At 43.8% G+C, this 22,555-nt stretch carries 19 protein-coding genes; 11 read left to right on the top strand and 8 right to left on the bottom strand.

Annotation, left to right across the window (positions count from 1 at the left end; genetic code table 11):
* Positions 1-79 precede the first annotated feature (79 nt).
* A complete protein-coding gene (locus ACVW2L_RS02310) occupies positions 80-331 on the bottom strand; it encodes a hypothetical protein (RefSeq protein WP_457126337.1) in 252 nt (83 codons plus the stop codon).
* A gap of 184 nt (positions 332-515) precedes the next feature.
* Between ACVW2L_RS02310 and ACVW2L_RS02305 the strand changes: the two genes are divergently transcribed.
* From ACVW2L_RS02305 to ACVW2L_RS02275, 7 genes are all read left to right on the top strand, one after another.
* Entirely contained in the window at positions 516-839 is a 324-nt protein-coding gene (locus tag ACVW2L_RS02305; protein ID WP_457126336.1) for a hypothetical protein, read from the top strand.
* Positions 840-873: 34 nt separating this feature from the next.
* Positions 874-1,323, top strand: coding sequence for a hypothetical protein (locus ACVW2L_RS02300; RefSeq protein WP_457126335.1), 450 nt, complete (start codon positions 874-876; stop codon positions 1,321-1,323).
* A gap of 16 nt (positions 1,324-1,339) precedes the next feature.
* Positions 1,340-1,852, top strand: a complete 513-nt coding sequence (locus ACVW2L_RS02295) for a DUF4142 domain-containing protein (RefSeq protein WP_457126334.1) — start codon at positions 1,340-1,342, stop codon at positions 1,850-1,852.
* A 421-nt stretch (positions 1,853-2,273) separates the two neighbouring features.
* Positions 2,274-3,281 (top strand): SDR family oxidoreductase, encoded by a 1,008-nt coding sequence (locus ACVW2L_RS02290; protein WP_457126333.1) that lies wholly within the window; start codon positions 2,274-2,276, stop codon positions 3,279-3,281.
* Between the two features lie 23 nt (positions 3,282-3,304).
* Positions 3,305-5,077 carry a carbamoyltransferase family protein gene (locus tag ACVW2L_RS02285; RefSeq protein WP_457126332.1) on the top strand — a complete coding sequence of 591 codons (1,773 nt, stop codon included), beginning with the start codon at positions 3,305-3,307 and terminating at the stop codon, positions 5,075-5,077.
* Positions 5,067-5,987: a glycosyltransferase gene (locus tag ACVW2L_RS02280; RefSeq protein ID WP_457126331.1), complete on the top strand. Its 921-nt coding sequence runs from the start codon at positions 5,067-5,069 to the stop codon at positions 5,985-5,987. The genes ACVW2L_RS02285 and ACVW2L_RS02280 overlap by 11 nt, the downstream gene beginning before the upstream one ends.
* Positions 5,988-6,998: a glycosyltransferase family 9 protein gene (locus ACVW2L_RS02275; protein ID WP_457126330.1), complete on the top strand. Its 1,011-nt coding sequence runs from the start codon at positions 5,988-5,990 to the stop codon at positions 6,996-6,998. It abuts the gene before it with no gap.
* Here the strand turns inward: ACVW2L_RS02275 and ACVW2L_RS02270 are convergent, their stop codons facing one another.
* From ACVW2L_RS02270 to ACVW2L_RS02255, 4 genes are read right to left on the bottom strand one after another with little or no spacing between them, the layout of a single operon-like run.
* Positions 6,999-8,087 carry a glycosyltransferase family 9 protein gene (locus tag ACVW2L_RS02270; protein WP_457126329.1) on the bottom strand — a complete coding sequence of 363 codons (1,089 nt, stop codon included), beginning with the start codon at positions 8,085-8,087 and terminating at the stop codon, positions 6,999-7,001.
* Entirely contained in the window at positions 8,087-8,626 is a 540-nt protein-coding gene (locus ACVW2L_RS02265; protein WP_457126328.1) for a D-glycero-alpha-D-manno-heptose-1,7-bisphosphate 7-phosphatase, read from the bottom strand. The genes ACVW2L_RS02270 and ACVW2L_RS02265 overlap by 1 nt, the downstream gene beginning before the upstream one ends.
* The gene (locus ACVW2L_RS02260) at positions 8,626-9,906 is read right to left on the bottom strand and encodes a glycosyltransferase family 4 protein (RefSeq protein WP_457126327.1); all 1,281 of its coding nucleotides are present in this window, start codon (positions 9,904-9,906) and stop codon (positions 8,626-8,628) included. The genes ACVW2L_RS02265 and ACVW2L_RS02260 overlap by 1 nt, the downstream gene beginning before the upstream one ends.
* Positions 9,893-10,867: a glycosyltransferase gene (locus ACVW2L_RS02255; RefSeq protein WP_457126326.1), complete on the bottom strand. Its 975-nt coding sequence runs from the start codon at positions 10,865-10,867 to the stop codon at positions 9,893-9,895. The genes ACVW2L_RS02260 and ACVW2L_RS02255 overlap by 14 nt, the downstream gene beginning before the upstream one ends.
* 346 nt (positions 10,868-11,213) lie before the next feature.
* On the opposite strand from ACVW2L_RS02255, the gene ACVW2L_RS02250 reads away from it, so the two are divergent.
* From ACVW2L_RS02250 to galB, 3 genes are all read left to right on the top strand, one after another.
* Positions 11,214-11,864 carry a response regulator gene (locus tag ACVW2L_RS02250; protein ID WP_457126325.1) on the top strand — a complete coding sequence of 217 codons (651 nt, stop codon included), beginning with the start codon at positions 11,214-11,216 and terminating at the stop codon, positions 11,862-11,864.
* A 314-nt stretch (positions 11,865-12,178) separates the two neighbouring features.
* Complete coding sequence (locus ACVW2L_RS02245; protein ID WP_457126324.1) at positions 12,179-13,066, top strand: helix-turn-helix domain-containing protein; 888 nt, start codon at positions 12,179-12,181, stop codon at positions 13,064-13,066.
* Positions 13,067-13,335: 269 nt separating this feature from the next.
* Complete coding sequence (galB, locus tag ACVW2L_RS02240; protein WP_457126323.1) at positions 13,336-15,732, top strand: beta-galactosidase GalB; 2,397 nt, start codon at positions 13,336-13,338, stop codon at positions 15,730-15,732.
* A gap of 203 nt (positions 15,733-15,935) precedes the next feature.
* Here the strand turns inward: galB and ACVW2L_RS02235 are convergent, their stop codons facing one another.
* From ACVW2L_RS02235 to ACVW2L_RS02225, 3 genes are all read right to left on the bottom strand, one after another.
* A complete protein-coding gene (locus tag ACVW2L_RS02235) occupies positions 15,936-17,120 on the bottom strand; it encodes an SGNH/GDSL hydrolase family protein (protein WP_457126322.1) in 1,185 nt (394 codons plus the stop codon).
* A gap of 233 nt (positions 17,121-17,353) precedes the next feature.
* A complete protein-coding gene (locus ACVW2L_RS02230; protein WP_457126321.1) occupies positions 17,354-18,448 on the bottom strand; it encodes an adenylate/guanylate cyclase domain-containing protein in 1,095 nt (364 codons plus the stop codon).
* A 241-nt stretch (positions 18,449-18,689) separates the two neighbouring features.
* Positions 18,690-21,068, bottom strand: a complete 2,379-nt coding sequence (locus ACVW2L_RS02225; protein ID WP_457126320.1) for a glycoside hydrolase family 3 C-terminal domain-containing protein — start codon at positions 21,066-21,068, stop codon at positions 18,690-18,692.
* 319 nt (positions 21,069-21,387) lie between these two features.
* Between ACVW2L_RS02225 and ACVW2L_RS02220 the strand changes: the two genes are divergently transcribed.
* Entirely contained in the window at positions 21,388-22,551 is a 1,164-nt protein-coding gene (locus ACVW2L_RS02220; protein WP_457126319.1) for a helix-turn-helix domain-containing protein, read from the top strand.
* Positions 22,552-22,555 lie beyond the last annotated feature (4 nt).

Raw genomic sequence — 22,555 nt, 5'->3', positions numbered from 1 at the left:
CGCACTCGCTTTCTCCGCCAACGCTGAAAAGAACAGTTTTAATGCAGCAAAGCAGGGTGAGTCAATACAAGCCACTCAATTAATGCTCCCCTTGATTTTTTACGCGTCCGCTTGGGTCGGCGTTGCCACTGTTGGTTGTGCTGTCCCTTTTTGTGTTGGGCGTATCAATGGTTGTTTGTCTGCGCGCACTGTCTAAGTGTTTGGCGCTTTCTGTAAACACAGTATCGGCAGATCCACCTGCTGATGCTTTATTCCTTTCTGGATCGCATGACGCTAATGTAAAAGTTAATACGCCTGCTATTGCTGCTCCTTTTGTAATCCTGATCTTCATGATGATAATTCCTGTTTGTTCATTATAAAAACAGCGATATCAGCCTGGTGTTTGCAGGTATAACTACGGTATTTACCTGATTAAATGCGTTTTATAACAGCCGCCGGTTCGGAAACTACCCGTTTTGATTTTAATAGAAACCCTTGGTGCAATAAAGCGTGTTAATGATTAAAAAAAGAAAAACATGCAAAACGACAATGGTCAACAACAGGCATCGCAAAACAATCGCACAGGCGATGAGATCATTTCAGGCGCTAATAACGAAAGTCAGCTGGATAGCCTGAAAGAAACAGCATCAACACAAGGTACCCGGGAGGAAGCTACCCAACAGGGCACCGAGCCGAGTACAGGAGATGAAAATTTGGATACTGGTGACGGACAAACTAACCGGAGCGAAATTGACCAACCCGGCGATGATGGAAGCGGCGCCGAACTTGGCGGCATTACTAACCTGTCGCTCGATCAGCTGAAAAAAGAAGGCGATAACAACGACACAAACATATTATAACTCACAACTTTTTTAACAATTAACATCTAAAACTATGAAAAACGGATTCAAACTTTTAACTACAGCCATGGCAATTAGCCTGGCGGTTACGGCCTGTTCTGGCAACAAAAACGGCGAAAATGCCGACAGCACCACAGCCGACTCGGCAAACACAATGGACAACATGTCTACAGACACCGCCGGAATGGGGACTGATACTGCGGGCCAAATGAACAGTGGCGGCGCTAACGGAAGCGGCAGCGGTGTAAACGGTATAGAAAATAGCGGCAGCGGTGGTACTAACAGTAATGGCAACGGAAGCGGTACCAACGGTAGTGGCAGCGGCAGTGGAACGGGCAGCGGCAGTGGAACGGGAAGTGGCAGCGGAACGGGTAGCGGCAGCGGAACGGGAAGTGGCAGCGGAACCGGTAACGGCGGCGGAAGCGGCAGCGGTACAAACGGTAATGGCAGTGGTAGCGGTAATGGTAGCGGCCCGCGTAGATAATTTTAATTATTAAACCATGAAAAAACTAATCAATCTATTGGCAATAGCCGGTGCAATAAGTATCCAATGTGCAACAGCGCAGGTTACCACGCAAGCCACCACAGATACAGCCACCCTTAACTTTGTTAGCAAAGCCAGCCAGGGCGGTATGATGGAAGTTACCACGGGTAAGCTTGCTGCCAGCAAAGCGCAAAGCGCCGACGTGAAAGCCTTTGGCGAACGCATGGTGCGCGATCATTCAAAAGCGAATGAAAAATTAATGAGCATTGTAAAGGCAAAAGCCATTACCGTACCCAACATGCCGCCCATGAAAGATGACATGCTGAGCAATGCAAGCGGTAAAGAGTTTGATCGCCAATATGTGCAAATGATGGTAAAAGACCATGAAAAGGATGTGGCTATGTTTGAAAAAGCTGCCGGAACTTTACCTGATAACGATGTAAAAATGTTTGCAAGCGAAACGCTGCCTACTTTAAAAATGCATTTGCAGGAAATTAAGGCCATTGCAGCAAAAATGAATATCAAATAGCCCTTGTTAGCATTTGTAGTGTGTTTACCGGATCGTCGCCACGTTGCGATGGCCGGTAAACTTTTTTATTGGGAGAGGCTTATAGCATGTATTTCTTAATCCTGAAATAGGTTTAAAAATTGGGACAAAAAACCGGCTAAATACAAGCAACTGATTTTAAGATAATTAGCTGGAATTTACAGCTAAATTCCCTGACGAATAAGTAGTCTCACTTTGTCCCACCATAAAAAGCTAAATATTTAAATAACAATAGGTTACTTAAATAAGTGTCCCAACATGTCTCACACTGTCCCGCACGCACGTGGGACAAACATGGCGTTGCCTGCCTTGGCAGGCATAACACGTATTTATCATCCCAAATACCGTATTTACCTCCAAAACATGTAATCAATTAGCCTTGTTGCCTTTATAAACTACACCTATGGAAGAGAACAATAAAATGAGCCGAAGAACCGCGATAGGCGGCATAGGCACAACGTTGGCTGCGGTTGCCATCTCGCCCGTTTTGGCGGGTAGCACATCCAATAATACATATGATGCCGGAAGCCAGGCGCTGGAGGACCCGGCAAACAAGTACCCAAAACCACCTTTTAAAGAACAGTTTCAGCCCTGGCCCGGCTTAACCAGCAAAATGGACCCAAAACCGGATCATGGCGAAACCAGCTATAAAGGTTCCGGCAGGCTTAAAGGGCGCAAAGCGCTCATAACCGGCGGAGACTCGGGCATGGGCCGTGCGGCAGCCATAGCCTACGCCCGCGAAGGAGCCGACGTAGCCATTAACTACTACCCCACCGAAGAACCGGACGCCCAAGAGGTGATAGCCCTGATGAAGAAAGAGGGGGTAAAGGCCATAGCCATCCCCGGCGACCTGCGCGAGGAGTCATTCTGCAAACGGCTGGTTGATGACGCGGTGCGGCAGTTAGGAGGCCTTGATATTCTGGTAAGCAACGCCGGCAGGCAACAGGCACATGATTCCATTTTGGACATCTCTACCGAACAGTTTGACTGGACCATGAAGACCAACATTTACGCCCCGTTCTGGATCATTAAAGCTGCTTTGCCTAATCTTAAGCCGGGGTCGGTCATCATAGGTACTACTTCTGTTCAGGCCATGGATCCAACACCAGATCTGTATGACTATGCGCAAACTAAGGCAGCTACCACCAATTACATACGGTCTTTGGCTAAACAGCTGGGGCCAAAAGGTATCCGTGTAAACGGTGTTGCCCCCGGGCCAATATGGACACCACTACAGGTAAGCGGCGGCGCAAAAATGGAGAAGCTTAAGAACTTCGGTTCGCAAACGGTGTTTAAACGTCCAGGGCAACCGGCAGAGCTGGCGTCCATATATGTTCAGTTAGCAGCAAGCGACGCAAGCTTTTCTACCGGCCAGATCTACGGCGCTGCTGGCGGAGAAGGCCAACCTTAACCCATAACAATTAACAGCTACATATGTACACATTAGGAATAAATGCCGTATTTCACGACTCGGCGGCTTGCATTATAAAGGATGGCCAACTGCTGGCTGCATCAGAGGAAGAGCGCTTTACACATATTAAACATGGTAAACGGCCTGTGCCGTTCTCTACTTGGGAACTCCCCTTTCATGCTATTGACTATTGTTTAAAGGTGGCGGGGATTCATATCAATGATGTTGATCATGTCGCCTACTCATTTGATCCGTACCTGCTGATTGGCGAACAGCATAAGGGCAAACCTACGATTGAAATACCATTTGAACCTGGTAGTGGCTTACCCTATCAACAATGGCTTAATCCCTGGGATCCGCTGTTCTTATCATCAATACTTAACGCCCGCCAACAGCTTAACGATGGCTATCCGCATCACCTGCAAAAAAGATTCATTGGCGCCAACATCAAACCAGAACAATGGCATTATGTAGAGCATCATGTTGCACATGCGGCAAGCGCATTTAACTGTTCGCCTTACAAAACCGCCGCAGTAATGACGGTTGACGGGCGCGGCGAACTGGCCACTACCACTTACAATATTGGCAATGGTCAGCAATTAAATCGCATTGGCCAGGTAAACATGCCGCACTCATTGGGTTTATTATATGAGGAAGTTACTACCTATTTAGGTTTTCTTCACTCCTCAGATGAATACAAGGTAATGGCCCTGGCATCATACGGCAAGCCCGTTTTTGTTAAGGATTTCAGAGAGATGATACAGCTCGGCATAAACGGGCAATACACAGTAACCAATCAACGCCTTGAGCAAAGATTCGGCCCGAGACGTTTGCGCCACGAAGAATTTACTGCACACCATTTCAACATCGCTCATTCACTACAGTTGGTATTGGAAGAAACCCTGCATGAATTGACAAGTTGGCTGCAAAAAGAAACCGGAGAAATCAACCTTTGCATGGCAGGGGGTGTAGCGCTAAACTGTGTCGCTAACGCACGCATTCGCGATAGAGGTTTGTTCCATAGCATTTGGGTACAGCCAGCGTCAGGCGACGATGGTACTGCCTTAGGAGCCGCGTTATGGATTGATGCCCAACAACGTAAAAGCAACCAGCGCGACTTTGTGATGGAGCACGCCTATTGGGGCCCTGAATATAGCGATGATGAGATAGAGAAATTTATGAAATGGTGCAAAGTGCCTTACCGCAAGTTGGATAACGTGGCTGAAGAAGCTGCCGAAATCCTGGCGCAGGACAAGATAATCGGTTGGTACCAGGGACGCATGGAATTTGGGCCACGCGCGCTGGGTAGCCGATCTATATTGGCATCGCCCATAAACCCGGAAATGCAGGCACGCTTAAATGAGGTAAAGGACCGTGAGGATTTCCGGCCGGTTGCACCGGTAGTATTGGAAGAAGAAGCCGGCAATTGGTTCAAACATGCAGTCTATTCTCCATTTATGCTTTTTGTTTATGATGTACTGGAAGACAAAGCAGACAAGATACCAGCTGTTAGACACACAGACGGCACGGCCCGCATACAAACGGTTAATGAGCATCAGCATAAAGCATATTATGATCTGCTTAAAGCATTTCAGCGTAAGACAGGGGTACCTGTGTTGGTAAATACCTCCTTTAATACCCTTGGCAAACCTATTGTTTGTACCCCGCGCGACGCCATTGAGTGTTTTTGGTCATCGCCGTTTGACGCATTGATCATTGGTTCATTTGTAATTGAAAAGGATAATGAGAATATCGGTAGTAATCCCCACCTATCAGAGGCCGCACTTGTTAACTAAATGCTTAAATGCATTATCGGCCCCAAATTTCGATAAAAGGGATTTTGAAGTAATTATAGTTAGCGACGGACCCGACGAACAAACGAAACACGCGATAGATGCTTATGCCGGCAGCGGCACTAATTTACGCTACCTGTGCCTGCCCGAAAAAAAAGGCCCCGCTGCAGCGCGTAATTACGGATGGCTGAACGCAAAGGGAGGAATAATAGCTTTTACCGATGATGATTGTATTCCGGATAAAAATTGGTTAAGGGAAATTGCGGTATGCTTACAACCTGATAAACTAAAAGCCATAGCCGGAAAAGTGATTGTACCCCGCAGTAAACGTCCTACTGATTATGAACAAAATATCGCAGGGTTGGAAACCGCCGATTTTATAACCGCGAATTGCGCATGCAGCAAGCTAACCCTATTAAAAACAGGCGGTTTTGATGAACAATTCAGCATGGCCTGGCGTGAGGATAGCGATCTGGAGTTCAAACTACTCTTAGAAAGGATTCCTATAAAACGAGAAGAGGCTGTGATAGTGACCCATCCGGTAAGAAAAACTGATTGGGGGATCAGTATCAAAGAGCAGAAGAAAACTTTGTACAACGCACTGCTGTATAAAAAGTATCCCCAATTATATCGGCAAAAAATACAGCCCGTCCCGCCGGTATTGTATTATGCCATTATCCTGGCCTTTTTTATTATGCTGGCAGGCGTACTTGTACATAGCAGCAACGTTACCGCTTTTGGCTTTGCCATTTGGGCGGGCCTGTACATTCATTTTATTATTAAGCGGTTGTATGGTAAAAGTTTGTCGCCAAAGCACATAATTGAGATGGTCGCTACGTCTTTGGTTATTCCGTTTTTGTCGGTTTACTGGCAATGGTATGGCGCAGTTAAGTACAAAGTGTTATTTATTTAAATGATGAAATTATCACCGCGTATAAAAAAGATAGGGATCTTCAGGGCACTGCAGTTAGGTGATATGCTTTGCATAATACCGGCTATACGGGCTTTACGCGCTGCTTATCCGCAAGCAGAAATTGTTTTGTTAGGATTGCCATGGGCCCAAGGTTTTACAGAACGGTTTAATGAATACTTTGACCGTCTTATCCATTTTCCCGGATATCCCGGCTTGCCGGAACAGCCTTTTAACGCGACGTTGTTTGCTGAATTTTTGCCGCGCATACATGAAGAGCAATTTGACTTGATCTTACAGATGCAGGGTAACGGATCTGTTGTAAATTCAATGGTTCAGCTATTGGGAGCTAAACAAACAGCAGGATTTAAAGTTGCGGGACATTACGCGCCCGACAATGACCTTTTTCTTCCCTACCCGGATAGTTTACACGAAATTGAACGGCACGTATTGCTGATGGAATATCTGGGTATACCGGCACAAGGCAGTGATCTGGAATTTCCGTTAACCGACGATGATTACAACGAATTGCGGGCGGTTTACCCTGATCTGCAGCCACAGCAATACGTTTGCGTACACCCGGGATCGCGGGGGGCGTGGCGGCAATGGCCGATAGAAAATTTTGCAGCTTTGGCGGATTATTTCGCGGAGCAAGGGTTTACGGTGATACTAACGGGCACCAAAGACGAGTTGCCGATAGTAGATGCGGTTAGTTCAAAAATGAAGAATGAGCCAGGTAACGCGGCGGGTAAAACATCATTGGGAGCAATTGGCGTACTAATAAAAAACGCGGCGATGTTGATATCGAATTGTACGAGCGTATCGCACATAGCAGCCGCCTTTAAAACGCCAAGCATTGTCATTAGCATGGATGGCGAGCCCGAACGTTGGGGACCGATGAATAAACGCCTACACCGCACAATTAACTGGTTAAAGCTACCGGACTTTCATGCTGTTTTCAGAGAGACCGTAGATTTAGTCGCTTTATTAGAGGATCAGACGGCCAAAGGTTAATTAAACCTCAATATTTTTTAATTGTCCTTGCGCTAAATCTTCTGCTGCTTTCACCACTTCGTCGGCAGATGGAATGGGCGCATGTGATGAATACAACTCATTATTAACCCAGCGGATGATTTCGTTTTTACTACGCATATGCCCTTCAACACTGTATTGTAACACTTTACATGGCACCTTCCATGGCGTATGCTGAGGATTGGTTTGAGCGTAAAGCACAACTACACGTGTACCAACGGCAGCGGCAATATGAACAGGGCCCGTATTTACTGACACTATCAGGGGTGCATTTTTAATCAGGCAAATAAATTCATCCAATGCAAAAACGCCGCTAAGCGAATAACTGCCTGCCCCGGTTTTTGATTGCAATTCGTCTGTAAGATTTCTGTCTGTAGCCGAGCCGGTAAACAACACCTGGTAACCACGATCAATAAATTGTTTTGCAACAGCAATCCAGTTTTGTACGGGATACTCTCTTTTCTTTTCGCTTACTCCTGCGTGTAAAATTAGCCACGGCGAGTGGGGCCTTATGCCTTTTTGTGTTAATTTTTGAAGCACATTGTGTTTCCACAAATCATCATCAACGGTAAGGCATAACTTATCCCCGGCGCTTTCTACGCCTATCGTGCTCACAAGGTCAAGATCTCGTTGTACCTGGTGCTTTATTAATACAAAAGGTTCTTTGTCAGGAACCCAGTGGGTAAGTAAGCCGTACGGATTTTCGCGACAGTATCCCAATACTTTTGGAATACCCGCCTGGTAGGCAAGCATAGCTGACGGAAGTGCGCTTTGGCTATACACCGTAAATATTACAGCACCATCAAAGTACCTTAGTCTGAGTTCGCTTACAATTCCCGAAAGATCATCATCGGCTTTATCAGTTTTTATCCAGGGCAGATCAAAAACTATAGTGTTATCAATCTCTGGCATATGTTTAACAATGGCTGCCGCCATTGATGATGTTAGCACAGTGATTTTACAGTTGAAGGTGTGTTTTAGTGCTCGAATAGCGGGGCCGCTCATAATCAGATCGCCCATGTTGTCGGGCCTGATACAGAGAATATTTTTGCAGTCCGCCCAGCTTTCCATTACGCTAATTGTTTTTGTAAGATGTAGTCAGCCGCTTCGTTAATGCTTTTACAAGTCATTGTTGGCGTTCGGAAGTCATCGCCAATCCATTCCGTTTCGTTGCCATTGTCTATTAAAATACTTTTGCAGCCTGCGCGATTTCCGGCTTCTACATCGTTCAGAATATCACCTACCATCCAAGAGCTGTTTAAATCGATGTTATGCTCTTGCGCCGCCTTTAATATCATGCCCGGCAGCGGCTTGCGGCAGTCACACTTAACAGCGTAATGCGGGCAGTAATAAAAGCCATCTAATCGCAAATTATACCCGGCTAATAAGACTTGTAGTTTTGCTTCGACGTTAACAAGAGCTTCCTCTTTAAAATATCCACGCTCCACCCCCGACTGGTTGGAAATAACTATCAATAAATACCCTTCCTTCTTTAAACGCTGCAAGCCCCCAACTGTATTACTTGTTAAGATTATTTTTTTCGGATCAACATTGTAGGGTATATCAGGAACCAATGTGCCATCCTTATCAATAAATATCGCCTTGTTCATTAAGCTGCTCTGCTTTCCTCCATCGCTCCAATATTTATACCAACGCCCGGTTTTGTGGTTAACTGGCGGTAAAGCGCTCCTACCTGTTCTGCAACTTTGTGCCAGGTGAAGTTTGTATTTACATGCTCAATAGCGTTTTGCCCCATTTGATCTAATTTATTCTGATCGCTTATCAACTCAAATATTTTTTGAGCGAGTGATTGCGGGTCATCCGGGGGCACCAACGCGCCGGTGATATTATCAGCAACACTATACTTAACTCCGCCAACGTTGGCTCCAATCACCGGTGTGCCACACGCCATCGCCTCGAGTGGTGTTATGCCAAATGGTTCGTACCATGGCGTGGTAATAAACACATCTGCTGCGGAGTAATAATATTTTAACAGATCACGATCTCGGGGTCCTATAAACTTAACCATTTGCTGAACGCCGCAAGTTGCTGCTATGTTCATAAGGCGTTTATATTCCTCGCAATTTTCAAGTTCCTTTTCGCCCCCTACAATTACCAGGCGATAATGCTTACTGCTTTCTGGCAAATATGCCAGCGCTTTTATTACATTATCTATGCCCTTGCGCGGCACCATCCTGCCAAGTTGCAACAGAACATGGTCGTCTTGCGGCAAACGTGTTAAGCGGCGCGCTAATTCTTTTTTAACCGGATAAAATTCGGTGTCGCTAAAGCCGCACGGTATTATGGTTATTTTTTGTTCATTAGCAGCGTAGTATTCAATAAGATCGTTCTTATCCTGCGGACATTCGGCTATAATGCCCGCGGCTTCATCTACTGCTGCTTTTTCAATTGCTAAACGTTCAACCGGAAATTTGTCATTCCCTGCCTGATGCAACCGACGCACTTGGCCGAGTGCATGAAATGTTACTACGAAAGGAATATCAAGCTCTTCTTTTATACCCATAGCCACCAACGCCGACATAAAGAAATTGGCGTGCACTAAAGCGTAATGCAAATGACGGCCAATTATAAATTGGAGCATATTGTCTTTAAATTCAGGCATATACTGCAGCATTTCTTCCTTAATAATGCTTTCTTGCGGACCTGCATTAATGTGGATCACCCTTACGCCGGGGATCCAGTTTACTATTTCATCACTTTCAGTATCGTCTCTACGGGTGTAAACATCAACAACATAACCCTGCCTTGCCAAATATTTGGCCAATTGCGCTACATACACGTTCTGGCCGCCGGTATCAACACTTCCCAAGCTGGCTAATGGAGACGCGTGTTCGCTTATCATCGCAATTCTTGTTTTATGCTTGCTCATAGGTACTGCTACTTTTTGTTAACTTATTTTCGCGATTTATTACTTCAGAAAAGAGTTGTTGCCAATCGTTTGTAAATCGTTTGATGTTAAAGCGTGTCATGGCTATTTCGCGCCCGTTCTGCCCTATATCGCGGGCCAGTTCGGCATCTTCCAACAGCATGTTCATCTTATCAATTAAGTAATCAATGTCGGTATGTATAAAACCGGAGTAGCCGTTATCTATCACGGCAGAAAGTTCTGTAGTTGCAAGGCCAACTACCGGAATACCCATCATCATGGCCTCGCAAACAGCCAGGCCCAGGCTGGTGTACCTTATTGGATTAAAAAAGAACCGATACTTGCTTTGGAAAACCGGTAATTGTGGATGCAGCACCTCGCCCAATCCAATGTCTTCGGTACCCATTCCTATCAGGTCCATCGGCACTTGCTTTTTTACCTGCTGAAAAATATCATACCCTAAAAGGCGGCCACGTGTAGCCAAATTATTAATCACTACTAAACCTTTATTTAAATGCCCCGAATATTGAACTGTTGGATCCATTACTCCGTGCTCTATTACGCGTGTAGGTACATCTCCATTATCCCACATAAGACGGTTAAAATGGGTAACATGTACAACGGTAACATCAGGGTCATCAACTATATGCCGTGTATTGGTTGGGTGCACACGTGGTGGATCATGCTCCAGGTATACCCGTGGCAGTTGCCGTTGTTGTTCTGACAGGATCTGGTATTGGTCTACCTGATAATTGTGATTGGTTTGAAATAATATACAATCAAACTGTTGCTGCCGCACTTCTTCGGCCGGAATCTCAATTACGTTCGGTCCAAACGGAAAGGTTTCGCCCCGTCCATAATAGCCTTCAGTTTTACTTTCTTTTACGGGGATGTAAATTTCGTAGTCGCCTTGCGATAGGTAGTATAAATAACTACCGTGAATGTGCCATGTGAATATCTTCATACTTAACAGTGTAGCAAGAAGGAGCCGTTCCAACTTGTAGCAGCTATAACTGCCTGTGTTGCACAGACAGCGTTCGCTTTTTTTAAAGTTCAACAGGTTTATAGCACGCGGGGTTTGTGGGATAACTACGGGAAATGGCTTGAAAAACTACCCGTTTTGAAAAACTTAAAGGTGTTAGACAAAATATCGGGCGTATTTATTCAAAAAATTTAAACCTTTAAAATAAATGGCTGTTAAAATGTTTAACTATTATCCATTTTTTGCAGGTTCATTTTCTTTTATATGCTGAAAGGTTTTAATGGAATAATACTGTCAACATAAAAAAATTCGTAATAGAAAATCCATCATGATAAAAATCATACTGGCAGACGATCATAACATCGTAAGAAACGGAATAAAAAATCTGCTCGAGAAAGAAAACGACATTCGGATTATTGGCGAGGCTACAAATGGGCAGGAAGTGCTGGATATGCTGAATAATGGCCTTATCCCAGACATAGTACTGGCAGATATGAATATGCCTGTGCTGGGTGGCATTGAGCTTACGCAGCAATTACAACGCGTTTCGGGTTTGATAAAAGTGTTGTTGCTTACTATGCACGACCATGAAAATTACGTTATAAAAGCATTTAATGCCGGAGTAATGGGCTACCTGTTTAAAAACATCAGCGCAACCGAGCTGCTTTTTGCTATACAACAAGTGCATAACGCCAAAAAATATATGTGCGTTGAACTAACCCAACGGTTGCTTACGCGTATGATAAACATACCCACAATGACAATAGAAGACAAGCCAATTGACATTGATTTTTCAAAACGCGAGTTGGAGATCCTTGAACTTATTGCCGAAGGTTACACCAACCAGGAAATTGCTGATAAGTTATTTACCAGCCGCCGTACGGTTGAAGGGCATCGTCAATCGCTGATTGATAAAACAGGTGTTCGCAACACGCCAGCACTGGTTAAATTGGCGGTAAAAAGTGGTATTATTAACTGATGAAATTCTGCTGCAATTTAACTATAGCAATATTTCCTAAATTATAGTCATCTCAGGGAGCAACAACATTATTATATAATTTTAAGCACTTATGTCTTTGGTTGCCATTTGTTTCACGTCTTCAACCATTATTCTGTAAACGTGCTCGCTCTAATGGTTAACCACACCGAGCGGTTCGTTATTTTGGATTTGACTTGTCTATAAAATCATTTTGGGAACAAAAAGTCTGTTTTAGTATAAACAGTCGATGTTTTTCCGTTAAATTTATCCGGCACAAATAACTTTGGATGACAATATTATTGCAGGACTAATTTATGCTTGTCAGGAGAGTTTTAAGGCACACATTTTCCCTCTTAAATGTGGATTATGTAAAGTTAAGCAGCAAATGGAATTATCGTAACGTGATCAGTCCATATCATCGCATTTATTTTATTGATGATGGGGAGGGCGAACTGTCCGATTCTGAAAAAACGCTAAAATTAGAAGCCGGCTATTTGTATATCATTCCAAGCTATACGCTGTGTGATTTGATTTGCCCCAACTATCTCAGTCAATATTTCGTTCAATTTTTTGAGGAGTCGCTGGAAGGGGGATCTTTGTTTCCTGCAAATCCTTCCATATTAAAGGTCAAGGCGGGCGAAGTTGATGCTTTAAACTTCAGAAGATTAATCGCCATCAACCCCGGAAGGGGTATCAATCGCTCAGACAACCCACAGGTATACGAAAAACATATTTATTATAATGAGTACCAGCAGCTTAACAATCAGCAAAGTTTAGCTATCTTTCTTGAAACCCAGGGCATTCTTTTGCAATTTTTGTCAAGATTTGCACTTCCGGAAATATTTCAAAAAAGTGGTCAACAATATGTGCCGGAAAAAATCCTTGATGCCATGCGATTTATCTCAGCCAATCTTCACCTGCCGCTTACCGTCAAGTCCCTTGCAGACAGGGCCAACCAAAATGCAGAATATTTTTCAAGAACGTTTGAACAACATACCGGTACCCGGCCGCTTGCGTATATAACACAGAAGCGCATTGAACGTGCGCAACATATGATAGGAGCCAGCAGGCTTTCTTACGCATCCATAGCAGAGCTTACCGGCTTTAAAAGCTTATCCAATTTCTCCAGGACCTTTAAAAAAGTGGCTGGTACATCTCCCGGTGCATATAAACAACGCATCGCTCACACTTATTCAATGTAGTTTACGAATGGGTACTTAGTGCGTTTTATTTCAATTGTTTTGCGAGGTAAAATGCATTCTACTATTTGGGTTTGTTATAAAGCCCACTCCCACCACCTTTATCCCGTCAAAAGTCTTTTTCGGTAAAATTTCGTAATAAAAAAGTCTGTTTTAGTCAAGTCAATGCGTGGACTGTTTAATATATTTGTGAGAGAAGAAAACTTTCCACGCGTATTTTGCCGCCATATGGAATTGTTATAGCTACAACCAATTATTATCTATAAACCAAAATGAAAAAATTATTTTATCTGTTTATCCTGATCAGTCTATCAGCTGCTGTGCATGCGCAAAGCGGGCGGTCGGTTTTGGATTTTGATCAAAACTGGACGTTTAATCTTGGCGACGTAGCCAACGGCCAAAACGTTGATTTTAATAATGCCGGCTGGCGAAAATTAAATTTACCTCATGACTGGGGCATAGAGGGCGAATTTAAAAAAGAAAACCCTACCACTGTTGAAGGTGGCGCTTTACCGGGCGGTATAGGTTGGTACCGTAAAAACTTTACTATCCCGCAAACTGATAAAGGCAAAATGATCTATATTGCTTTTGACGGTGTTTATCAAAAAAGCGATGTCTGGATAAACGGACATCATTTAGGTTATAGGCCAAACGGTTATATTAGTTTCAGATATGACCTTACGCCGTATTTAAATTATGGCGGTAAAAATGTGATAGCCGTAAAGGTTGATAATTCTTTACAGCCAAATACACGCTGGTATTCCGGTTCGGGCATTTACCGCAATGTTTGGCTGATAAGCACCAACAAAATTGCCGTTAGCCAGTGGGGTACTTTTGTAACCACACCAAAGGTAAGTGCCGCCCATGCCGATGTTAACCTAAGCGTTAGCATAAAAAACGCGGCCGGCAGTACTAAACCTGCCACTGTTGTCAGCAGTATTTATGCTGATGGTAAAGTAATAGCAAGCAAAACCCTTACCGGCGTTAGTTTAAAGGATTCGGTTACTACTGTAAGCCAAAATTTCGGTGTTAATAACCCGGTATTATGGTCGGTTAACAAACCGTTCCTGTATAAAGTACAAACTAAAATATTGGTGAATAATGTGGTGGTTGATCAGTATGAAACGCCGCTGGGGATCCGTTATTTCAATTTTGATGTAGATAAAGGCTTCAGCCTGAACGGTGTTGATATGAAAATAAACGGCGTTTGCCTGCACCATGACCTGGGCGCGCTGGGCACAGCATTTAATGTGCACGCGCTTGAAAGGCAGTTTAAAATATTAAAAGAATTCGGCGTAAATGCCATACGTACCTCGCATAACCCGCCCGCACCGGAATATTTAGACCTTGCAGACCGTATGGGCTTTATTATTATGGACGAAGCATTTGACGTTTGGCAGGTTCATAAAAGACCTCAATTTGACTCTCATCTTTTTTTTAATGAATGGCACAAACGCGATTTGGTAGATCAGATACTGCGGGACAGGAATCACCCTTCGGTGATGATATGGAGTATTGGTAATGAAATACCCGAGCAAAGAGATACCAGTGCTACGCGGATAGCCCGCGAGCTTTCTGGTATCATCCACCAACTGGATACCTCAAGACCGATCACCACAGCTAATAACGAACCCGGCCCCGGCAATAAAATTGTTGAATCGGGTGCTGTTGACTTGATAGGTTATAATTACCATAACCCGCGACTGGCCAATTTCCAGAAGGACTATCCCGGTAAAATATTCATCGGTACTGAGACTGCTTCGGCGCTGGAAAGTCGCGGTGTTTACATTACATCGCCTGATACAATTCAACGGTGGCCGGGAAGAAGAATGCCTAAGAATACCAATAATACCGTTAACGCTTACGATAACATTTCGGCACCCTGGGGCTTTACCCACGAGGAAACCTTGAAAATATATAAAAAATATGCTTTTCTATCAGGGCAGTTCGTTTGGACCGGGTTTGACTACATTGGCGAACCATGGCCTTACCAATGGCCATCGCGCAGTTCGTACTTCGGGATAGTAGATCTTGCCGGTTTCCCTAAGGATGTTTATTATTTGTACCAGGGCGAATGGACCAATAAAACAGTGCTGCATTTATTACCGCACTGGAACTGGCAAGCTGGTAAAGTGGTTGATGTTTGGGCCTATTACAGTAATGCCGACGAGGTTGAACTGTTTTTAAACGGCAAATCATTAGGTACAAAATCAAAACAGGCGGACAGTCTGCACATTGCCTGGAAAGTAAAATATGAACCGGGTACCCTAAAGGCCGTATCACGCAAAAATGGCAAAGTTGTAAAAACTACCGAAGTTAAAACCGCAGGGGCGCCGGCCAGAATAGAATTAAGTGCCGACAGGAGCAGCATACGTAAAAACGATCATGATCTTTCTTATATCACCGTTAAAATTGTAGATAAGGATGGCATAATGGTGCCTAATGCTGATAATGATATCAAATTTAAATTATCAGGAGCAGATAGCTTCCTGGCAGGCGTTGATAATGGAAGCCAAACCAGCATGGAATCTTTCAAAGCAGATCATCGTAAAGCATTTAATGGTTTGGCCCTTGCAATTATTGGCGCTAAAAGTAAACCGGGTACGGTGATAATAACAGCAACAGCCGATGGCTTACCATCTGCATCGTTGCCAATTACGATTAAATAACCCGCCTTGTTAAAAGTATAGGCCTTCCACAGCGGGCTATTTATTTTGTTTTTTGCGGGGGCTCTGGATATTTACCAGGCCTCCGCTTTTGGTTGCTTACCTTGTGAAAATGAACTCGTGTGTCCTTGAATCGGATGGGTATCGCATAGTGGGTTAAAAAGCGTCCTATTGTATTTTTTCGATATGCCGCATTTAGAACATACTTATTTGAATAACGAAAGATCTACAGATCCGCCCATGACGCGGTAACCCAGCTTACTTGGATGCAGGTAATCGCCTGATTGGTTGGCAGGTAAGATGGCCGCCTCATCGTTAGGGTCCCTGATCGCTTTGTCAAAATCAATAACGGCATCAAAATGCCCGCTGGTGCGGATCCATTTATTCACTGCGTTACGTGCCGCATCCTTATAGCTTGTGTAATAAAACGAACGCTTGACAGGGGTTATGGTAGCGCCATACACCTTGATACCCTGCGCATGCGCTTGTATAATCATTTTATCATACGCGGCGATGAGGTTTTTTGCAACTTCTGCAGCGCTGGTACTGTCCCTTGTGGCGCCCAGATCATTTATACCCTCAAATATAACCAACCAGCGAACGCCTGACTGCTGAATTACCTCTCTGTCGAACCGGTCGAGCCCGGATGGGCCAAAACCTGCCCTAAGCACGCAATTGCCCCCAATACCCATATTAAGCACACCTACCTGTTTAGTAACGTTGTTTTCGAGCAAAGCGATCTCCAAAACATCCGGCCACCTATTCTGCTCGTTGGTGCCCGATCCATTTCCGTCGGTAATTGAATCACCAAAAACAACTACAGCACCCACAGATTTTGATGTTTCTACGTCAATGCCTTTTATACTGTACCAATGTTGGGTCATAAGGGCTTCCTTAAAATCCGCGTTCGGCGCAGCATGTTCGCCGGCAAGCAGGTACGAAGTGGTAAACGAGCCGGGATGACCGGTCATAATCGCAGATGTTTCTCCATAAGAAATGGTGATGGCAACCTGCATTCTCGGTTTCAGATCAAACGCAACCGGGTCTGCAGCAATTTCAGCGCCCGCTTCCATTGTAACATCCTGCCGGCCATTAAATGCTAAAGTTTTAGCGGTGGCTGGATCAATTCCGCTGCCGCCTGTTGATACGGCTATTTGTACCGCTTTCATAATAACAGGGCTTTTGCCGAATTGGTTGGAGAACTTTAACCGCAGCCTTTTCCCGCCTATGGAAACACACACCACCTGGCGTAGCGTGTTATTGCTTAGGCCGGGCGCCGGTGGCATATTCCTTGCTTCAACGGCTTGAAGTCCGGTACCCCATGTACCTACCCAAACTTTAGCTTTGGCTCCACCCTCAGTTGAGTGGTTATGACCCGAAAAGGCCGACAAATTAATTGTACACAGTAATAAGCATAGCACAGGTATTATTTTAAACAGACTTTGAATTGCAAAGAAATATTTAAAAAATACCGGGTACCGATTTGATTGTTTATTATTCATCGCCAGCCAGTTTAATTGACTGCAATATAATGCATAAGCCCGAAAAATTGAACTTTAATAATCAAGTCAACTAAAACGCAACTACCCTTTACATCCGTGCTTCTGCTATGGTATTCAACTTATTAAACCAAGATTGAAATGACAAATAGTTCCATTGGCTTACTCCTGCCTTTAAGCACGGTCTCTCCAACTGTTGTTACCTCGTAGCCAGCAGGGAGATCAAGTACTTTAACCAAGTCCTCGGATACCAGAAGGTCGGCACCGAATTGATTACATAGGCCCTGTATCCTGGCTGAAGTATTCAGGACATCACCTGTAAATATTATTTCCTTTTTAAGCGATCCTATCTCTCCGGCAGTAACTGTACCATAATGCAACCCGGCTTTAAACCCGGGCAGTAAACCAAATTTGCTGATATATTCATCTTGCTGTATTTGGAGCCTGCGTTGCATATCAAAGAAGCAATTTACACTGTTGTTGTTTTTTAATCCATCCTTTAGTTTCCAGGTAAGGATCATTTCATCACCGGCATATTGATAGATTGCACCGGCATGGTCGATCACAGCACCTGAAAGATCAAAGAAGTATTCTTTTAACATTTCGAAGTACTTGACGTGTCCCAAATTTTCAGCGATCGTTGTTGATGACTTCATATCAACGAACATAAACACCCTTTCTTCGTAAACGGGATGATGATACTTTCCCAGAAAAAAGTTATTCAATGTATTTAGCCCTATGTTTTCCCTGAACTCAGCATAGAATTGTGTGATTACAACTATAGAAGCGACGTATAGCAAAATGCCGATTACAGAGTAATTTGTAAAAAATGTCCAAACTGGCGATGATAACTTAAAGAAAGATTGTGCATCGTTCGCAAATAACGCATTGACAAACGAAAGGATGATCAGGAACACCATGATGATGACCAGATAAACCATTGACTTCAGTAAAACCTTTCTGGTAAAGCTATTTTTAATAAACCTTTTATTGAAATAACTGATTTCCAGGACACCGGTCAATAATCCCATTATCAAGCCAGCGGCAGGAATTACCGCGATGTTTCCTGCGAAATTATACTTAACACCAGATGAGGGGTAGTGATCAAGATTTGCGAGGAGACTTTTCTCCAACATGCAATATAACAGGCTAAAAACAAACCATAACACGCCGAAAGGAATGATACGTTTGATATCTCTTCTGATTTTCGGTGAAAGCATTGAATTCTCTTGTTGAATGTTCTCTGAATATAACAAAAAATTCTAAACCATCTTATAATAGATGAATCCAGCAAGCCATTTCCGAAAATACCGCTCAAATTTATAGGTTTATACGAGTCTGTTTTACTTTACTTAAATCTAACAGGTTAGGATAATTGCCGCCACAGGGTATAATTAATGTTTTTCGCACCGTCCGGTTCAACATAGTTAAGCAGTTCCCTAACAAAAACATTATAGCATTTTACTCTTCTACTGTGAACTGCTTTTTTAGCTTAATGTCTTCTGATGAGTGGCCTATCATCACTTGGAATTTGCCGGGCTCTACGGTCCAGTTCATATTTTTATCCAACAAGGCCAGATCATCTGGATGCAAAGTAAATCGTACAGTTTTCGTCTCGCCCGGCATTAGTGTTACCCGTTCAAACCCGCGCAGGTCAAATTCATAAGTAGTAACGCTGCTTAGTTCATCTTTCAAATATAATTGCACTACATCATCACCTTTAAATTTACCGGTATTGGTTACATCTACGCTTACTTCAAGGTCAGCCTGTTTGTGAATCTTCTCTACCAACTTTAAGTTGCTGTAATCAAAAGTAGTGTAGCTAAGGCCGTAACCAAACGGATACAGTGCACCGTCTACACTCGATTTCCCCCAGCCATTTGAACCACCCTGTCTTGCCTGAGAGGAAGGTTTAAAAGGGAAGTTCAATTCTATTTGCCCCGTAGTTTTAGGAAATGTTATAGGCAGTTTACCACCGGGATTATTATCGCCAAACAAGGTTTCAGCAATTACTTTTCCACTTTGCGGGCCCGGGAACCAGGCTTCTAAAATAGCGGGTACATATTTATTCTCCCAGTTTATCGTTAAAGGTTGCCCGTTTATCATAACCATTACAACCGGCTTTCCTGTAGCCTGCAGGGCTTGTATCAGTTTAAGCTGTCTGCCGGGTAAATTCAGGCTGGTGCGCGAAAGGCTTTCGCCAACCTGGTCAACACCTTCGCCTACAACGGTTATTATTACGTCAACATCTTTAGCCTTGTCCACAGCATTCTTTATATCTGCTTGCTCTTTGTCAGTTAACGGCGTTTCAATAATTTCGCTTTCGGGCCATGTAGCATCTATTATCTCACAACCCTTTGCGCTAACTACGGTGCCTTTATCACCCACATAATCTTGTATCCCCTTTAAGATACTGGTTACCGGTTGATGAGACGGACCATAACGACTGGTGGCATACTCGATATTTTCGGCGAGCGGACCCGCAACTAATATGCGCGGTGTCTTTTTTAGATCCAGCGGAAGCAGATTATTGGTGTTTTTAAGCAATACCATACTCTCCCGGTTCATTTGTAATGACATGGCTTTAGCCTGTTCATTATAAACAATTTTGTCTGCCGCTTTAGGATCTTTTACATAAGGGTCATCAAATAGACCCAGCCGAAACTTTACCCGCAATACATCAGCAACGCGTGAGTCGAGCGTTTTTTTGGATACTTTACCTTCGGCAAGTAATTCACGTAACGGCAGAATGTAAGTTTGTGGCATACTAAAATTGGTACGCACATTCAAGCCGGCCTCAAATGCCTGCCGAACGGCTTCCTTACGATCAGCAGCTACATGGTGTTTACTAAACAAATATTCGGCGGCTTCGCTATCTGATACCACGTAGCCATTAAAGCCAAATTGCTGACGTAATAATTCAGTTAAAAAATAATGACTGCCGGTTACCGGCACCCCGTCCCAATCGTTATAACTGCTCATTACCCCCATCGGGTGTGCCTCCTGTATCACCCGTCTGAAAGGATATAAATAGAGCTGGTGCATTTCCCGCGGAGCCACATGCGGGTCGGTTCTTGCCGAACCATCTCTGCCACCTTTTGGAATACTATAAACGGCATAGTGTTTTAACGTAGATGCAACGCCTTCTTCTTGTATGCCCAGCGTCATTTCCTTACCCATTTCTGCAATGTGAAAAGGGTTTTCACCATAACATTCAACTACTCGTCCCCATCGCTGATCGCGGGCTGGGTCCAGAATAGGTGCATAAACATTGGTATAACCTAAAGCCTTAGCTTCCCTGCCTACTACCTGGCCTGCTTGCCGTACTAATTGTTTATTAAAAGTACTGCCTATGTTAATCGGCGCAGGTAAGGGCGTTGCCCTGTCATGGTTCAGGCCATGTATGCCTTCATTGGTAAAGTCGACAGGAATACCCATACGGGTTTCCTCTACAAACCACTTTTGTATGGTATTAATAGCATCGGCGTGTTTGCTATAGGGATAACTGTATTGAGTTGTTGCTGCATCGGTACGGGAAGTAAGGTTATTTAACTCCTCGTCTATATTGGCAATACCATCTTTCCAAATCTCGTTTTTCCAGGACGGACCGGGCATCTCTTCTTTTAGCACCCGTTTATAACCATACAATGAAGCTAACTGGCAGGTTTTTTCTTCAATAGTCATTTGACTTAACAGATCATTCACCCGGTTTTCAACCGGCCGCGCAGGATCTTCAAAGACATCCATCTTTCCGTTCTTATTGAAATCAACCCATCCTTTATGGTATATAGATTTTTGCTGAGCAAAAGCCGAACCGGTGCTAATTAACAGGCCTGCCATAAGTTTTGATAAGGATGTTCGGGAGAAAACCATAATGATGAAAAAGTTTATAATTGAAATGCTAAAGTGATGAAAGATGCCGAACACTGCAAATATTATTCAATGGCTTGTCTAATTCAGTTTATTTGAAACACGGATTAGTTCGCAATGGGCAATGTAAACCAGACCGTGCTGCCTCCCCTACCATCCCGGCATAAATATTTATAGAAAACGCCTTTAAATCCAACAACGTTCTAATGCCTATGCCAATATTTTCTACTTGTTGGTGTCAGATCATGTTTTGACATAAATTGAGTCACCATAAGACTTATCTTCGTGTATGCTTTTTCAGTTTGGGCTGCGCAGTTCGCTGTTATTAATCTTTTTCACGCATTTGTGTGTTTATGCCTTTCTTTTTTGGAAACGCGGCATACGGCAGGAACGGCTGTCGGACAACATTTTAGGGGCCTTTTGTTTACTGTCAGCCCTTTTTATTTTTCCCTGGATGTCAGGTTTCGCCGGTTGGTATGATAGCCAACCCTACAGGGAGATCCTTTTTTATACACCCTTTATTCATGCGCTGTTCTTCGGTCCGTTACTATTTTTCTATCTTAAAAGTTTGACCAATGTGCAATACCGCTTAACTCGTCGCGACTGGTTTCATTTCATACCGGGAGCTTTATACCTGGTCTGGTGCATGATCATTGTAGTCACAGATAAGCTGTTGATTGGAAAATACTATTTGATGAATGGTGAAACGGATCCTGACTTTGATGCCTGGTACGGCTGGACATGGGGTGCCAGTATCCTATTTTATCTGATCTTATCAATCCGGTACTACCGCCAATATATAATCTTCACTGATTTTGAGTATTCGTTTGCAGATACAGCCAGCTTTAAATGGTTGCGCAATTTTTTGTATGCCTTTTCTTTATTGACCGTCCTGCTGCTTTCCGAACATATCGTCTCCCTGTTTATCGAATTGTTCTATGTACGTTCCTGGTATTATTTTTTCGCTTTCGCCTTGATAACCTATTACATGGCGATCAGCGCCTACAGTGCCGAACCTATTATCAAACTTAATTTTGAGCCGCGGCTGCTCACCACTTATACCGAGCCGCTGTTGTTAATCTCCGGAACAATCGATGTTCCCAACCAGGACCAGTCCTGGATGCTGGACTGGAAGTTAAAAGTAGATGGATTGATGAAGGAACAAAAAATCTATCTTGAACCAGAGCTAACCCTAACTGATCTCGCTAAAAAGATCGGCACGAATCCCTCCTTATTGAGTAAAGTTATTAACGGAGTTTACAATAAAAACTTCAACGACTATGTGAACGAGTTCCGGGTGCAGGAGGCTATCGCTTTGCTGCAAACACCCGGTTACCAGAATTTCAGTCTGCTCGCCGTCGCTTATGATGCAGGTTTCAACTCCAAATCCACCTTTAACCGGGCATTTAAAAAAGTGACGGGTAAAAGCCCGAAGGATTACCTGGTCAATTAGTGGA

It is taken from the genome of Mucilaginibacter sp. HD30, assembly GCF_054061755.1.
The sequence above is the reverse complement of the archived record's forward strand: the minus strand, read 5'-3'. Positions and strand labels throughout refer to the sequence as shown.

Coding starts and splice junctions, on each gene's coding strand:
- ACVW2L_RS02250 (WP_457126325.1), top strand. CDS start 11,214: ATGATAAAAATCATACTGGCAGACGATCATAACATCGTAAGAAACGGA.
- ACVW2L_RS02300 (WP_457126335.1), top strand. CDS start 874: ATGAAAAACGGATTCAAACTTTTAACTACAGCCATGGCAATTAGCCTG.
- galB (WP_457126323.1), top strand. CDS start 13,336: ATGAAAAAATTATTTTATCTGTTTATCCTGATCAGTCTATCAGCTGCT.
- ACVW2L_RS02295 (WP_457126334.1), top strand. CDS start 1,340: ATGAAAAAACTAATCAATCTATTGGCAATAGCCGGTGCAATAAGTATC.
- ACVW2L_RS02220 (WP_457126319.1), top strand. CDS start 21,388: ATGCTTTTTCAGTTTGGGCTGCGCAGTTCGCTGTTATTAATCTTTTTC.
- ACVW2L_RS02245 (WP_457126324.1), top strand. CDS start 12,179: ATGCTTGTCAGGAGAGTTTTAAGGCACACATTTTCCCTCTTAAATGTG.
- ACVW2L_RS02275 (WP_457126330.1), top strand. CDS start 5,988: ATGATGAAATTATCACCGCGTATAAAAAAGATAGGGATCTTCAGGGCA.
- ACVW2L_RS02270 (WP_457126329.1), bottom strand. CDS start 8,087: ATGGAAAGCTGGGCGGACTGCAAAAATATTCTCTGTATCAGGCCCGAC.
- ACVW2L_RS02310 (WP_457126337.1), bottom strand. CDS start 331: ATGAAGATCAGGATTACAAAAGGAGCAGCAATAGCAGGCGTATTAACT.
- ACVW2L_RS02305 (WP_457126336.1), top strand. CDS start 516: ATGCAAAACGACAATGGTCAACAACAGGCATCGCAAAACAATCGCACA.
- ACVW2L_RS02265 (WP_457126328.1), bottom strand. CDS start 8,626: ATGAACAAGGCGATATTTATTGATAAGGATGGCACATTGGTTCCTGAT.
- ACVW2L_RS02260 (WP_457126327.1), bottom strand. CDS start 9,906: ATGAGCAAGCATAAAACAAGAATTGCGATGATAAGCGAACACGCGTCT.
- ACVW2L_RS02255 (WP_457126326.1), bottom strand. CDS start 10,867: ATGAAGATATTCACATGGCACATTCACGGTAGTTATTTATACTACCTA.
- ACVW2L_RS02290 (WP_457126333.1), top strand. CDS start 2,274: ATGGAAGAGAACAATAAAATGAGCCGAAGAACCGCGATAGGCGGCATA.
- ACVW2L_RS02285 (WP_457126332.1), top strand. CDS start 3,305: ATGTACACATTAGGAATAAATGCCGTATTTCACGACTCGGCGGCTTGC.
- ACVW2L_RS02230 (WP_457126321.1), bottom strand. CDS start 18,448: ATGCTTTCACCGAAAATCAGAAGAGATATCAAACGTATCATTCCTTTC.
- ACVW2L_RS02225 (WP_457126320.1), bottom strand. CDS start 21,068: ATGGCAGGCCTGTTAATTAGCACCGGTTCGGCTTTTGCTCAGCAAAAA.